The organism is Bacteroidota bacterium (assembly GCA_016718825.1).
Lineage (GTDB): Bacteria > Bacteroidota > Bacteroidia > J057 > JADKCL01 > JADKCL01.
Window position 1 is genome coordinate 20,225 of sequence record JADKCL010000021.1, and the last position, 14,382, is coordinate 34,606.

A 14,382-nucleotide genomic window follows, 5' to 3' on the forward strand; every position below is an offset into this window, starting at 1 on the left:
ACTCTAAGAAGTCGTTGGTCATGTCATAAGTGCACCACATGCCTAGTATTGTTTAGGTGGTCAGACGTTGAGTGCCGACTTTACGGCTGCCCATCCATGGTGAAAGCCCAATTTTAAGGATGGCTTTGCCTTTGAAGGAATCCACTGAAGGTTGCGATACCCGAAGGCCGGGCCTATTCAAAATTGATATTGAGCACGAGCAACTGAGAGAAAAGGTCAGAAATAGCACGGGGGAATCGTGTACGCTCTGGAACATAAATGTTTTGCAAGCCCCGAGTAAACCTTAATTCGGGTGAGAGTTTTAGTTTTTCTCCATAGATATCCACCCCCACAGAGGCCAGGTATTGCAGGTCAAAGCTTTTAACCTTGAGCAAGTCGGGATCGTTTAGCACTTTTTTGCTGCTTGCTAGGTTCAGGGATGGTTGTAGGCCAAACATCACCCAAACCCGCAGGTTCTTATGGAAATCGCTTTTAAATTTGATCGCCAATGGCATGTTCAAATTGCTCGACTCGATCTTTTTGCGTACCACAGGTTCCGCATTGGTCGTGGTGGAGTCCAAATAAAAAAGGAAATCGCGTTCCTCCAAGGAAACGGATGGCATGAAACGCAGATCCCAATGGTCGGCTAAGTTCAAATTGGTAATCAGGCCCAGATATACACCAGGCTTAGGAACCAGTTGCACACTATGTACCACGATGCCCGTGGATTGATCAAATTGGTTAATCTGAGCAGTCATGTCATAGCGGGCGAGGCACATCCCCATCGTAAAGCCCAGATTGAAAGGGCGTTGGTCAAAATAATGTGAGGTCTGAGCCTGCAAATTGCAAATAGCCAAACACCACACCAATCCCAGAGGAAGGATTACTTTTCTAATAGATTCAACATGCATATACAAAACATCAATGGCTTAAGCGTGCGCATCCTGCAAGCACAGATTTTCGAAGTTTTCAATTCTGACTTCAATTTCCACCTCAAAGTTGGGGCTAATTTATCGACACACGCCTATTTTTTTTCCCTTGCCTCCAAAGCAGCATGATTTACGTGAAGAGCTCCTTTCAATAGAGGTAAAATCAGTCAGTCTTTTCAAAAATTAACCAATATTCACAGCTGCCTTCCACTTGCAATCCCGATTTTACATTGGTAGGCCGCTTCATTGTCGTTCAGAAAGCTCATTTAAACTCTGCTCCACCTCTTGCGACGCTAGCGTGGGAGATAAAGTAATGATCTGGACTTGGTTGTTGGTGATATCCGGCAGGGCATCGATGGGCAACCTCGACAGAGCGTAAACACCCACGACCACCAATGCCAGCGTGAACAAGCCAACAATGAACTTGTTCTTGATGCTCAAGTAAATGATCTTGTCTAACATTTGGGATATATGCTAATCGTTAAAGGGATGCAATTTGGCGCTTGCCTCAATGCATGACTTTCCCAATGCATTTGCATGGGAATATGCCATCGATCCGATGATATCGGACAATGGAAAAACGATTAACTAATCTTGGGGGGTTGCCAGATCGCCAAATCCACTTCAAGGGAGAAGCCAGACTGGTAGATCGCAAGTGTTGGCGTCGAATGAAACTTTAATTGGCTGATCGATGCCTCATCCGAGGCAGTTGACACAAATTGTCCGCAACAGAGGCAAGTGCAGAAGGGTGAGCACATTTCTGATTCATGTGAATGATTGCCATGATCATCAATTGCTGAAATACTGGTTTGAATGGGAGCATTGCATTCCTCTCCATCGCTGCATGGCATGACGCTCAGCAGCATAAAGTAAATACAAAGCACGAATCTTACCCAGTTCATTGGTGCAAAGATATACTCTTTTCGTACGCTTCCAAACGCAGATGACTAATTGCCAGACTTGCGACGTGGCAATGTCCATGCCAATTTTTAGAGCAAGCGCCAGCCTTCAAAATTGAAATTTCTACTTTCCAAATGCCAAACTTGGCGATCCAAAATTGATGCAGGAAGGTTGACTTTCCATCCTTAGATAGATAAGTTCCATGCTTAGAGGTTCACTTTTGAACCTCTAACCATCAAAGTTGAACCTCGGTTATTCAAAATCGATGGTCAGAGGTTGACTTCTCATCTTCTGACGATCGACATTGATGCTCAGAGGTTGACTTTTGATCCTCAGACATTCAAATTCGATGCTTGGAGCATGACTTTTGATCCTCAAACATTCAAATTCCATGCTCAGAGGTTGACTTTTGAACCTCAGACATTCAAGCTCCAACCCCTGACAAAGACCATTCAACGTTGAACATTGACCTTTGAATGATTTTGCTTCAAGCGTGATGCGCTGTCCATGAAGCATGAACCTCGGGCCATCATCGGTCAACCCCAAGGGCATGAACGGCGAAGCTCCGTCATTCAACATCGATGCTTGGAGCAAAACTTTTGAACCTCAGACATTCAAATTTGAATGTTGAACATTCAAATTCGATGCTTGGAGGATGACCTTTGAACCACCAACATTCAACATCGATGCTCGGAGCATGACTTGTTGACAGCTGTGCATCAACGGTCAACCCCTCGGGCATGGCACTTCAACCTCGGAGCATGGCCGATGAATGAAAACGCTTCAAGCGTCAATGAAATTCCTTCGATGCTCAATGTCAGGGGTTCGATCCTGATATTTTCGGGTTTTTTGCTGGAAAAATTGGGATTGCTGAGGGAATGGCGGGCTAAACATGCGAAATGCAATCAAAGCCGCTTCGCTTTTGCTTTGCTCCAGCGGTGCGCAGTCTAGGTAGCGCAAGGCGCGTGTTGTATGATCCCCCTTCCCGATTTTCGGCCGCGCCAAAAATCGGGAAGGGAATAAAAAAATGGTTCATTGCCGGCTACCTAGACGCCGCCCCGCTGGGGAAAAACGGTGTGGGCAAGGGTGTGGTCAAATAGCCGCAAACCGTATGCCCATACCCACACATCGCTGCTAGGCAATCCTGCCAGTTTATCCGCCAAACTGCCCGTTCGTCCAGAATATGTACCGTTCGTCCAGAATCGGTGCGAGCAACGGCGAGGGTGTGAGAGATGATTTGGTCACGGCATTCGGTTTGGAAACGGCTCAAAATGGGCATTTTGAGGCAAAACTCCCAGACACACTCACACTTTACACTCACTCGCCGCGCTAGCGGCCCGTGCCCGTTTGTCCAGAATATGTACCGTTCATCCTGAAATCGGTTTGAGCAGGGGTCTGCGGCATCTAATGGGCGTAGAGGCTGATTTCAGTGTGAGCTCGAGTGTGAGAGCACAGATTTGGGCAGCGCAGATCCTTCGCTTCGCTCTGGATGACATGCCCGTTCGTTAAGTCAAACGACCACTTCGTCCTTCCAGGTGTACCGTTTGTACATTTGTCCAATTTTCACTTTTTACATTGTTTATCATTGCAAAGTCTTCGGGAACGGCCGCAAGGGACAAAGGCCAATTCCGCGTTCTTTTTCATTAACTCAACCGATGGTCCCCGTATCAGGACGCTTACCTGAACAAATCTTTATCATCTCAAAATACCATTAACCTATGGCATTTTCAGACGTTCAGACCGGGCTTGATGCCGTTAGGCTCGCCCGGATTGCTCAGAACCTTACTGCCTTGGAGGCCGACTTGGACTTTGTGATCAAGTTGACCGCAGCGCAACGCAGCAAGATGTACTCCATTGGCAATAGCCGCTTCAGCTTTGTAGAAAAGGCGTTGCGCTTTGCCAAGCAGTTTCCAAACCTCTTGCCGGGGTTCCGGAACCTGACAAACTTCGTTCGGATTTCAAACGACTATTCCAGTCTGCTTCCAGTTTTTGACCGCGTGAAGACGCTGTATGAGAAGCTGGACGACACCGTGATGCAAATCGGTGGCAACTACATCGACTACTCCTTGACCTTCTACGACAATGCGAAGGCAGCAAGGGATGGCGATGAGCCCGGCACCGAAGTTATTTGCAAGGAATTGGGAAGCCACTTTGTGCGCAAAAACGGCAAAGAGGTTTTGGCCGAAGAACCTGAAACCGAGACCGAAACCGTCAATGAAAACGGAAAAACCAACGGTGGCAACATCCAGGTCCTGATTCCAGGCAACGAACAGCAGAACTCCTAACCCGCACTTGCTACCCCGACTTCCCTAACCGGAAGCGATGGGCGACTGCTTGCAGGAGCCTACTCTTACCAAGGATTCTATTTTTTTAATATTGCGATAGCCTGCTTTTTGTGGGCTATCGCTGTTTTTTGGGGGTAGCGGGATCAAAGCCTGATCCCAAGGTTCAGCTGCAAGGGAAGATATGGGCCAAAGTACCGTCCCGACCCGTAGGGAACTACTTGCCTCGTCATGATTCCGCAACCAAAGCCGATCACTGGCTCGACAAAGAACCGCTTCGCAAAGCTTTGGGTGTAGGCAAGATTCACAATGAGATCGAATTCGGTGCCTTTGATCGAAGAAATCCCAGGGCTATTCGTGGGAAGGCTCCCCCAGCAGTCGCCTTCCATGTTGAACCGCTGATAAAACAAGTTTGGCCTGAGCGCCAATTCCTTGAGTACCCAGACAGGAATGGAGATTCTCATGCCAGCATAGACACCCCAATTGTTGCGTTGGCAATAGTCTTCGGGATCCTTCGAGAATAGTTTGCGCATCGGAGGAAATGTCGGATGAATGAACTCCGAACCGCCACCAACAAATACACCGATTCGATTGCTCAGGCTGTACTCGATGTCGCCGATCAGGTCAAGGTTGAAGGCTCCAAGGGTGTTCACACGAATGGCAAAGCGATGTTGTGGTTTGACCCTTTCCTGCGAATAGCCTTTGATGCCAAAGCCAACTACGATTGCTAGGAAAACGAAAATGGATTTCATGACGGATTCATTTAGATGAAGCTGACTGCCACAGATACGCCTAGAAAAAGGTTTGCTTCCAAATTCAGCTGATTATCGATTGCTTACCATTTTGATTGTCTTCGTTGACCACGGACTCACAACCCTTGCAAGGTAAATTCCCGACGTGGGTGCATCAAATCTGAGTGCATGGTTTCCCACTGCTAGCAACTTGTTATGAAGCAAAACAGCCACTTCCATGCCTTTTGCATCGACAACGGTCACTGTGACAGGCGTTTCTTTGCCGATAACCGTGATGGTAATGCTCGCCTCTGAGCCAAAAGGGTTTGGGTAAACACTCACGGCAAGGTCACGTGTTACGGTTGGCTTTCTTTTGAAGGCTGGACAGTCACCCCCTTGCTGAAACCATGCTGTCGGGCGCATCGTCTCAAGGCAAAGCTGCATTCTGCCCTTTTGACATTCAGTGAATTCTGTGCGGCAATCATCCTTGGCATAGCCCATGAAGTTGTGCAATGGATCCTTTTTATCCGGGCTATCGCCGTGGCACGTATTCCTTGCAAGTGGACATTTTCGGTATTCCTCCTCTTGAGGCGGGGTATCACAGCAGCAGTCGCCCTCCGTCGCGCATGTGGCTGCATCGTCACATCCATTTTGAAACACATGAAGTAAACTTAGCCAATGGCCAACCTCATGCACCATCGTACGACCCATGTTGTAGTCGTCATTGGTTGCGATATTACCTGTTGTCCCAAAAAAGTAACTCCTGATGACAATGCCGTCCAACTGCGGGGCAATTCCAAGTTGCTGAGGAAAGCTAGAATAGCCGTAAACAAATGTATTGGATACTGTCACAGTATTTACCACCCACACATTAAGGAATATGTTCGGGTCTTCTTGGATAGAATCTTTCAAAATGGCCGCATTGGTCGTTCTTTCAATATTGATCAAATTGGGCAATAGAACCCGATTGACACCTGCCAAGCAAAATTGAATCTCAGTGTCCACCCCTCCCGATTCACCCCTGAAATCAGCATTTAGCTGGTCGATTTGCGAGGTGATTTGGGCAAGGCTGATGTTGTGCGGGTCGTTCGGCTCAATAGAATAGATCACATGAACTGCTATTGGGATAACCTTAACGATGCCTGTAATCTTATTTGCCCGCTGTTGGGCAGCCAAACCAAACTGAATATCGCTCGGGCTTAGAACATCTGGATTCTTGGTGCCACATGTCAATTCCTGCCCAGACAAACGCGTATAAAACACGACCAAGCACAGCGTGGTAAAGAGGGTGAACTTTCTCATGTCAACTAAAATTTAACTCCAAAAAGCAACCCACCAGTCAACGCAACATCACCATAGATCGAGAGATGAGATTGGTTGTAAGGTTTCTCCCCATATCTGGCGTAGTGAACCCACCGATGTTCAGTTACTTCGTAAGGTGGTGAATCGTTGACAAAAGTGTAACTATCAAAGTTTGGAACGTACCCAATCCCCACACTAGGCTCAAGGAAGAAGTTTCCAAACAATAGGTTGTAGCTCAAATTGCAGGTCACACCAAGGGAATGATGCCACTCTGGACCAGAAAATCCAGAAAGTTCACGATCCCAGTCACGCCAATGTTGAAACACCAATTCTGGCTTCAAGGCAAACCCCGCTAAGTTCGAAGCCTTTTCCTTTGAAAGGTAGAACTTTGGCCCGGCTTTGAGAAAGAAGCCTTCGGCTGGCCCGCGCAAGGAATCGATGTTGGGATGGATCAAAGCTCCGCGCAGTGCTATGGAGACTCGGCCTTTCAGGAAGACTTCCACCTCGCCAGTGATATGGCCTGTAAAGATGCCGCCTACACCAGACTTGATCGCCCAAGTACCGCCTGTTTCTTGGGCTTGGGCAGACGGACTGCCCCAAAAGCAGAACGCTATCAGGGCGATGATGGGAAGAAAAAGCCTCAATTTTCGATTCATTGTAGGTGATAAGGGTGATACTTTGTGCTACGAATATAGCAATTTAATGATCAGTTTGTGCTGGTCTTGAAACAGATTTAGGGAATCTCTGGCCTTTTGTGGGGACCGACTAGGCGGCTTGATGCGGCCTCGCTTCTTTGAACTTCCAAAAAATCAAGCGAGTACTTTCCAACCCCTTTTTCCTATCTTCGCCCCAAAGTTTAAAGTTACAAGATTTTCAGAAATGTCCATTGATCGCGGAGAAAGCAAGATAGAGGAACTCATTTGCGAAAAAGTAAATGCGTCACGGCTTTGCGGTGCTTTCCACGTGAACATCCTGAAGCAAAACTGACCCACCATGCTCCATACCATCATCCAAAGCAAGAAAAACGAATGGATTCAGTCGCCGGATTGTGCGGTTTCATCCTTGCTCAATTACATTCGGGAAAAGGGACAACTCCGAGACACACAGATTGAGGCGATTGAGACGTACCTGTTTCTAAAGATTCAAGGGGAAAACAAACCTTTGTGGCAGCTCTTTTCGGAAGGCTTTTTCAAGCATGGCACTGACTTGAACAAGCTCAACATCAATCAAGCTGCTCGGGAATATCTGGAAAAACACGTCAACGCCCAGGCCTTGTACGATTTTGCGCGGCAACCCAACGGCAAGGGACAACTGATTCCCAATCTGTCCCAAGCAATCGTCGATCATCCAGAGACACTGGACTATGATAGGATCATTCGTGCGATTTTCTACAACGTGAGCTATGCCGACTATCTGATGAGTTTGCCAATGGGAGCGGGCAAAACCTTCCTCATGGCGGCCATCATCTATCTGGACCTCTACTTTGCGGACAATGATCCTGACAATAAGGCTTTTGCACACAATTTTCTCGTCCTTGTACCATCTGGCTTAAAATCATCGATTATTCCGAGCTTGCGGACGATCCAAAACTTCGATCCGTCATGGGTATTGCCGGAACCGTCGGCAAGCAAGCTTAAGCGTTTGCTCAAATTTGATGTGCTCGATGAAGCCAAGACCGCAAAGAAAAGCAACAAGGCACGCAATCCGAATGCGCAGAAAGTAAATGCTTGCCTTCCCAATCCGTTTGGGCAAGTCTTTGTGGTCAATGCTGAGAAAGTCGTCTTGGAGAGCTTCAAATTTGATGCACAGCTTCAATTGGCGTTGGACGAAGAGGAAAAGGACACCACCAATGACCTCAAGCGCTTGTTTGGGCAGATTCCCAACATGTCGATTCTGATCGATGAGGTGCATCATGCCGCAAGTGACGACATCAAACTCCGCCAAGCAGTCAACTATTGGCAGAGCAAAGGAAATATCACCACTGTCTTGGGCTTTTCAGGTACGCCTTACCTTTCTTCGGCTGAGACCATTCCCGTAGGTGACTTTGCCTTCAAATTTGCGCAGATCACCAATACCGTATATTTCTATCCCTTGGTGACTGCCATCAGGAAGTTTTTAAAATCACCGACGGTGAGGGTGGCGGAAAGCTTGGACAGGTTGCAGATTATCGAGCAGGGCATCCGGGACTTTGACGGGCAGTACAAAACCAAACGGTATGGCAATGGCACCATTGCCAAGATTGCCATCTATTGCAGTAACATTGAGGTGCTAGAGGAGGAAATTTATCCCTTCCTCACGGGCACCATGCAGATTGATCCCTCTGAGATTCTGAAATATCATGGGGGCAATGCGACCTACAAATTGCCCAAAGAAAATGAGCTGGAGTTTAGGTCACTCGACCTTCCTATTTCGCGGAAACAGTACATTTTGTTGGTGCAGGTGGGCAAGGAAGGCTGGGATTGTCCAAGCCTGACGGGGGTTGTCCTGTCTCAGAAAGGCGACTGTCCGCAGAATATGGTTTTGCAAACTTCTTGCCGATGCCTCAGACAAGTGGACAAAAATAGCCAAGAAACTGCACTGATTTGGCTCAACAAGGAGAATGCGCAAACGCTCAATGACCAACTCAAGAAGGAGCAAGAAACAAGCATTCAGGAGCTGAATGGTCTCAAAAAAGTTCCAATCACGGATTTGGTGATGCGTGTTTCTCGTATGGACTATTTGAACTTACCAACGGTCGATTTTTACCAGCTCAAGGTGACTTATCAGGCCATCGAAGAGGCCGCGGATCCACAAACGGCGGCAAAACTCAAGAAACTGCGTACCAATCTGGACAGTTACAAGTCCAATGCCTCGGTGAGTAGCAGTGAATTGATGCATATCGGCGAGGGCGACATTGCCATTTTGGGTGAATCTGGGAATGAAACTGCAAACTTCAATCAGTGGAAGTTTGCGATCTGTAGGGAAAGTTTAAGCACGTTGGGCTTGGATGCGTTGTTGCCCTATGAATCCACGTTGAAAGCTATTTTCCAGTCCATCACGTTTGATCAGGAAGGGAAAAAAGTATTTGATGACCGCTATGACCGTGCGGCGATTGCCTCCAAGATCAGGCTTGCTTTTGTGACATCTCGGGAGTTGGAAACAAAAAAGGAGGTGGTGCCACAAGCAGCGAGTTTGCTGATCGTGGAAAATCTGGATGCCGTCGAACGCAACCCCAATTTGTTTCCCAATGATGCCGATGTTGCAAAAATATTGAGTCTTGATCCCCACGGTGTTGCGGTTGAACGCAGCGAGGCTGAAATCTTGCAGGCCTATGACATGATGAAGCAGGCAATCTTGGATTCAAATCCAGCAATGGCAGCTTGGGTCCCAACGCTCGATGCCTTCCGCGCACAAAATCAGCTCACGCCCGTAATCGCCAACAAAGACAGCAGCTTCCATTATTTGCCGTACAATTTCAAGGCAAGCACCTTTGAAATGTTGATGCTTCAAAGAGCCTTAGCTTTGGAGGAGTTCAAGCAACGTGGACTCGAAATCTATTACAATGGCGAGCGTGGCCTGACAGGTTTTGTGATTCATTGTTTCGCCAAGGAAGGCCGCTACTGGAAAAACATCGGCAAATACACCGCCGACTTTCTCATCATACAACGCAAGGCCAAGGACAAGATTCACAAGGCCCTGATTTTGGAAACCAAGGGCGCAGGCTATGCCAATGATCCTGTGTTTATTCGGAAGAAAAAATTCTTGGAGACGACCTTTATTGAGGAGAACAAAGCCAATTTTGGCTACAAGCGTTTTGACTTTTTGTATTTGGAAGACAGCAATGATCTGTCTACGAACGTTTTACAACTCAATTCCCGCATTACGCAATTTTTCAACGACTGATTATGCCACTTCGTTATATACCCTACGTACCCAATACCATCGAGGGCCAAGCGATCCTCGACAACATCACGCGTACGCAGCGGCTGTTGCGCTACCGTGACAGCGACAAAGTCGTGCAGCGGATATTGCGGGGCATGCCCTACTATGAGGTGACACCTGTGGAGGCCGTGGGTGAGCCTTCCGAGAATCTGGTCATCCGTGGGGAATGCGTCTCGGCTTGTGCTTACCTGAAAGACAAGGGGATTGAGGTGGATTTGGTGTATATTGATCCACCGTTTGCGAGTGGAGCGGATTATGCGAAGAATGTTTACATCCGAAAAAGTCCAAAATTAGCGGAAAAGATTGCCGCCGCTGAACAAGAAATGGATAATGATGAATTAAGAGCATTTGAAGAAAAAATGTACGGCGATATCTGGGACAAAGAGAAGTACCTGAATTGGATGTACGAAAACCTCATTGCCATTCGAAGTGTCATGAGTGATACTGCAAGCATCTATGTTCATCTTGATTCAAAAATTGGGCATTATGTCAAGATCTTATTAGATGAAGTTTTCGGCGAAAGTAATTTTAAAAATAATATTGTTTGGTGCTACTTTGGCTTCAAAAGGAATACCACCAAAAAATTTCCTCAAAAACACGATGATATATACTATTACGTAAAAAATGATGATAACTATACCTGGAATACTCAATTAAGACCGCATAGCGAACAGTATTTGGATAGATTTAAAGTTGATGAGAATGGCAAACGCTATAGAGACGATGTTAATCCAACTGGTGGTGGTTCAAGAGTTATTTATGAATCCGATGGAGATATTGTTGAATCATTCTGGAATGATATACCTCCAGTAAATCCAGTAGCAAATGAACGACAAGATTATTCAACACAAAAGCCAGAAGCACTATTACAACGAATTATCAAAGCAAGCAGTAATGAAAAAATGCTAGTCGCCGACTTCTTCGGCGGGAGCGGCGTCACCGCAAAGGTAGCCCACGACCTTGGTCGTCGATTCATCCACTCAGATGTTGGTATCAACAGCATCCAAACTGTTCGTGACCGCCTGCTAGAGGCCAAGGCTTCCTTTCAAATTTTGGAAGTTCAAGATGGGGTGAGCCTCTTCCGCAATCCGCAGCAGACTATGGATAAGCTCGCAAAATTCATCCCTGGCTTGCAACGCAACACGGCAGGCTTGAGCAAGTTTTGGTTTGGGGCGATCCTCGATACGAAAACAGGCACCATCCCCGTTTATGTCCCTGACCTGATCAATAGCCAAGAAAAGTGTCTGGACATTCCCGCCATGAATAGGATCATCAATCAAGAGCTCCAAAACCTGAGCTTTGATGCCAAGCGTGTGATTGTCTATTATATCGACATCGACGACCGCGAAGGCTTGGAAAAATTCATCCGTGACAACAACGCCACAGAAACCGAGGTAGAGCTTCGTGACCTCAAAAACCTCTTGCACGAAGTCGTGATCGAAGACATCGTGAAGTTGGAAATCAAAGCATCTGAGGAGAGCCATGAAACGACCGTGACCCAGTTCATCAGCGATCGCCTGATCCAGAAGATTCACGATTTCAATGAAAAAGGCAATCTCCAATCCATCAAGAAAGGAAAGAAGTTTGACCCCATCACCATCAGTGAAGAAGGTTTGGAACTCATCGAGTTGATCGCCGTCGATTGTCAAAATGCCGAAGGCCCATGGAAAAGCACCACGGAAATCAAAATCGACAAACTCGGGTATGTCATCGTTGATGGGGTGAAATCCAAGAACTTTTGGGACGGGAAGATCCTATCTCCGACGAAACCGCTACGCATCAAGGTTAGAAATATCAGTGGGGATGAGACGATTGTGAAGGTTTCTTGATGTTTTGGCACCGTGATTTTGCTAGAACCCAGAAGTGAGCATCTGAACAACCCCTCCAATCTCAACAAGGGTCACTTAGGAAACAAGTTTCATGAGCTTGCCGGGGATAAGTTCAAGTACATCATGGTGTTTGAGCGGAATCCGATTGACGGGGCGTGGACTGTGGATGCCGTGAAGCGGATGGTGGGGATGTTGTGAGGGGGGATTGGATTCATGCTGTGATCACCTGCATATTGTGTTTACTACTCTCGTCGGCGCAGTCAAAGGCTTCGCAGTAGCGGGATGGGGACAATACTACGGCACCAACCACAGCTTCATCGAATATGGCGTCGGCGCAGCCTACAGCGTCAAACAATGGGATTTTTCGCTGACCGTGAGCAATTGGGACCGCGTGGTGTACTTGAGCCCAGGCGTGACGTTTAATTTTGCGTTGTGATAAAGGGCGTTCTGGGACTGGTTCTGCGCCATTGCAGTTTTGTATTCTCAGAATACAACAATATTGTTTAATTAACTTTTGAAGGACCATCACAATCGGTCCCCTCATCTCATGACCGACCATTCCCCTTTGTGAGTCAGCTAGGCAGGGTGAACATGGTAATCCTGATTCGCTGCGCTCGGTGTATCGACACCACATTCAGCAGAAAATTCCGCAAAACGTTTCTCTCAGCACCATATAAAACAAACGCTTGGAGAGGGCTGACCCGCCTATCAGAGGTAGTAGCGGAAGATTTGTGCGTGGTTGGCATGAAGATGTGGAAACGGATCATTTACATGCATTGTAAATCTCAACAATGTCGGGTATATTTATCTGTTTTTTCACCCTTTATCAACTAGAAGGTCTATGTCAGAGCCAGTTACCCCTCAAAAGCAAAATGTCTCCAAAACTCCCAGTGGTTTTGATGGCATGGAATCCGAAGGTCAAGAAAGCCTAGGTAATAGTTTCAAAAGCCCGCCCGCATTCAGCTTATCCGCATCTCCCGTGCAGGCCAAAGTCGGGGGTGGCAATGCTGCTCCGATCCAGCGTGCAGTCAACGATCCCATCACAGAGCCATACATGGTCGAAGGGCAATCGATTCTGTCGTATGCCCAACTTTCTTGGTGGATTTTCACCTGTAAAAACCGCCTGGAAAACCTTCAAACGGAGATCACGACAGCTGCATTGGGTGTGCCTGATACGATACCCACGGCGATCACGCATGCACAGGAGTTGATTGACCTCTTCATCGGGGGAGGTGAAGAAGCGATCACAGAAGGCATCCGCGAAGACGCGCAAGCATGGGCTACGCAGTTCAGCAGGGCCATGATCGCGGGCAACGCTGCGATTGCTGCCAAGGCACAACGCGACCTGCGCGAAGCCAACGAGCGTTTTAGAGCACAGCAACGCGACCTTACGGAAAACGTGATCCCTGCATTGCGCGAGCGGCAACGGTCGGCATTCCGCTCAGACGAAAGCAGCGCCCTTGCGCAGACCGCAGATACGATTATGACCGCCGTGGATTGCGGATTGACCCTAGAGTCAGTGATCCTAGCAATCGGGGAGGAACGCGCTGCCTTGGAAAATGTGCGCAACTTCGCCGCGGGACGCACCGGCCTTTATGTGGAGGCGAATACACGACTCCCAGGCATCATGCATGTAATCACCCGTGTGAACCAAGCCTACGCAGCCTTCCAACTGCTTCGGACTGGCATGCAACTCCTTTCTGGTAGCACCACAGAACTCGGTGCTGCGAGCAATGGCGTCAGTGCCATGGCCACCATTTACAGTGCCGGTGGCACATTGTTGGGTGCTTCAGCAGGCATCACCCTGTACGCCAACTTGTACATTGGTCCAATGGTGAGCGCCTGCTTGGTCATGATCGACCGCATCGCAGATATGCGATCGCGTACCCACAACCGTGGCATGATCGCCCTAGGACATTACGACAGCGTAAATTGGCTCATCGAGCCAGGCGGAAGGGCCATGTTTGACTACATGTTGCGCGTCATGCATGCAGATGGAGAATCTGATACCCCTGCACCGACCGGCAGCGCCGCTGAGTATTTCCTGAGCCAACGTGGCAAATTCAATGCAGGCGTTCGCAGCGGCGAGATGCCAGTCGATGGCTGGATTTGGAGGGAAATCAACAGTGAAAGCTTCAAACGCTGGGTTTTCAACCGCCGTCAGGACGTCTGGGGAATGCTCTACGGCGCGATGGATGTGCCCCGCGCGTAGGCGCAGCCTACAGCGCCTAGCAATGTGATTCTTCCTTCATGGTGAGCATCTGGGACTGAGTGGTGTACCTGACACCTGCGGTTACGCTTAATTATGCCTTGTAGGGCTGCCATGAGCCTCCGGATTTTCGACTGCTGATTTCAACGAGGTGATAGTGTTATCATTCCCTTTGATCACTCCTGCTAAGTATCAATTACTGCACTATCAATCCGAACAACTTCCGCAGCTGAATCGCCGTGCTTTTACCTCCATCCAATAAGTCCCAGCCTCAAGCGCCCTGATGTCAAACGCAGTGGC

At 48.0% G+C, this 14,382-nt stretch carries 11 protein-coding genes; 6 read left to right on the top strand and 5 right to left on the bottom strand.

Annotated features, from left to right (window positions below; translation table 11 throughout):
* Positions 1–173 precede the first annotated feature (173 nt).
* Together IPN95_19780 and IPN95_19785 are read right to left on the bottom strand one after the other, a co-directional pair.
* Positions 174–890 carry a PorT family protein gene (locus IPN95_19780; protein ID MBK9451606.1) on the bottom strand — a complete coding sequence of 239 codons (717 nt, stop codon included), beginning with the start codon at positions 888–890 and terminating at the stop codon, positions 174–176.
* Between the two features lie 261 nt (positions 891–1,151).
* Complete coding sequence (locus IPN95_19785) at positions 1,152–1,370, bottom strand: efflux RND transporter permease subunit (GenBank protein ID MBK9451607.1); 219 nt, start codon at positions 1,368–1,370, stop codon at positions 1,152–1,154.
* Positions 1,371–3,526: 2,156 nt separating this feature from the next.
* Between IPN95_19785 and IPN95_19790 the strand changes: the two genes are divergently transcribed.
* A complete protein-coding gene (locus IPN95_19790; protein MBK9451608.1) occupies positions 3,527–4,093 on the top strand; it encodes a hypothetical protein in 567 nt (188 codons plus the stop codon).
* A gap of 143 nt (positions 4,094–4,236) precedes the next feature.
* On the opposite strand, the gene IPN95_19795 is transcribed toward IPN95_19790, so the two are convergent.
* The 3 genes from IPN95_19795 to IPN95_19805 form a co-directional block, all read right to left on the bottom strand.
* Positions 4,237–4,842 carry a hypothetical protein gene (locus IPN95_19795; protein ID MBK9451609.1) on the bottom strand — a complete coding sequence of 202 codons (606 nt, stop codon included), beginning with the start codon at positions 4,840–4,842 and terminating at the stop codon, positions 4,237–4,239.
* Positions 4,843–4,914: 72 nt separating this feature from the next.
* Positions 4,915–6,123, bottom strand: coding sequence for a T9SS type A sorting domain-containing protein (locus IPN95_19800; protein ID MBK9451610.1), 1,209 nt, complete (start codon positions 6,121–6,123; stop codon positions 4,915–4,917).
* 5 nt (positions 6,124–6,128) lie between these two features.
* Positions 6,129–6,779, bottom strand: a complete 651-nt coding sequence (locus IPN95_19805; GenBank protein ID MBK9451611.1) for a hypothetical protein — start codon at positions 6,777–6,779, stop codon at positions 6,129–6,131.
* A gap of 337 nt (positions 6,780–7,116) precedes the next feature.
* On the opposite strand from IPN95_19805, the gene IPN95_19810 reads away from it, so the two are divergent.
* The 5 genes from IPN95_19810 to IPN95_19830 all read left to right on the top strand — a co-directional run bounded on the left by IPN95_19810 (position 7,117) and on the right by IPN95_19830 (position 14,085).
* Complete coding sequence (locus IPN95_19810; protein MBK9451612.1) at positions 7,117–10,005, top strand: DEAD/DEAH box helicase family protein; 2,889 nt, start codon at positions 7,117–7,119, stop codon at positions 10,003–10,005.
* Between the two features lie 2 nt (positions 10,006–10,007).
* Positions 10,008–11,873, top strand: a complete 1,866-nt coding sequence (locus IPN95_19815) for a site-specific DNA-methyltransferase (GenBank protein ID MBK9451613.1) — start codon at positions 10,008–10,010, stop codon at positions 11,871–11,873.
* 12 nt (positions 11,874–11,885) lie between these two features.
* Positions 11,886–12,071, top strand: a complete 186-nt coding sequence (locus IPN95_19820; GenBank protein ID MBK9451614.1) for a hypothetical protein — start codon at positions 11,886–11,888, stop codon at positions 12,069–12,071.
* A gap of 37 nt (positions 12,072–12,108) precedes the next feature.
* Positions 12,109–12,309 carry a hypothetical protein gene (locus IPN95_19825; protein ID MBK9451615.1) on the top strand — a complete coding sequence of 67 codons (201 nt, stop codon included), beginning with the start codon at positions 12,109–12,111 and terminating at the stop codon, positions 12,307–12,309.
* 405 nt (positions 12,310–12,714) lie between these two features.
* Positions 12,715–14,085: a hypothetical protein gene (locus IPN95_19830; GenBank protein ID MBK9451616.1), complete on the top strand. Its 1,371-nt coding sequence runs from the start codon at positions 12,715–12,717 to the stop codon at positions 14,083–14,085.
* Positions 14,086–14,382 lie beyond the last annotated feature (297 nt).

Bases quoted from the DNA above. Each gene is read 5' to 3' on its own strand.
- IPN95_19780 (MBK9451606.1), bottom strand. From the start codon at position 890: ATGCATGTTGAATCTATTAGAAAAGTAATCCTTCCTCTGGGATTGGTG.
- IPN95_19785 (MBK9451607.1), bottom strand. From the start codon at position 1,370: ATGTTAGACAAGATCATTTACTTGAGCATCAAGAACAAGTTCATTGTT.
- IPN95_19790 (MBK9451608.1), top strand. From the start codon at position 3,527: ATGGCATTTTCAGACGTTCAGACCGGGCTTGATGCCGTTAGGCTCGCC.
- IPN95_19795 (MBK9451609.1), bottom strand. From the start codon at position 4,842: ATGAAATCCATTTTCGTTTTCCTAGCAATCGTAGTTGGCTTTGGCATC.
- IPN95_19800 (MBK9451610.1), bottom strand. From the start codon at position 6,123: ATGAGAAAGTTCACCCTCTTTACCACGCTGTGCTTGGTCGTGTTTTAT.
- IPN95_19805 (MBK9451611.1), bottom strand. From the start codon at position 6,779: ATGAATCGAAAATTGAGGCTTTTTCTTCCCATCATCGCCCTGATAGCG.
- IPN95_19810 (MBK9451612.1), top strand. From the start codon at position 7,117: ATGCTCCATACCATCATCCAAAGCAAGAAAAACGAATGGATTCAGTCG.
- IPN95_19815 (MBK9451613.1), top strand. From the start codon at position 10,008: ATGCCACTTCGTTATATACCCTACGTACCCAATACCATCGAGGGCCAA.
- IPN95_19830 (MBK9451616.1), top strand. From the start codon at position 12,715: ATGTCAGAGCCAGTTACCCCTCAAAAGCAAAATGTCTCCAAAACTCCC.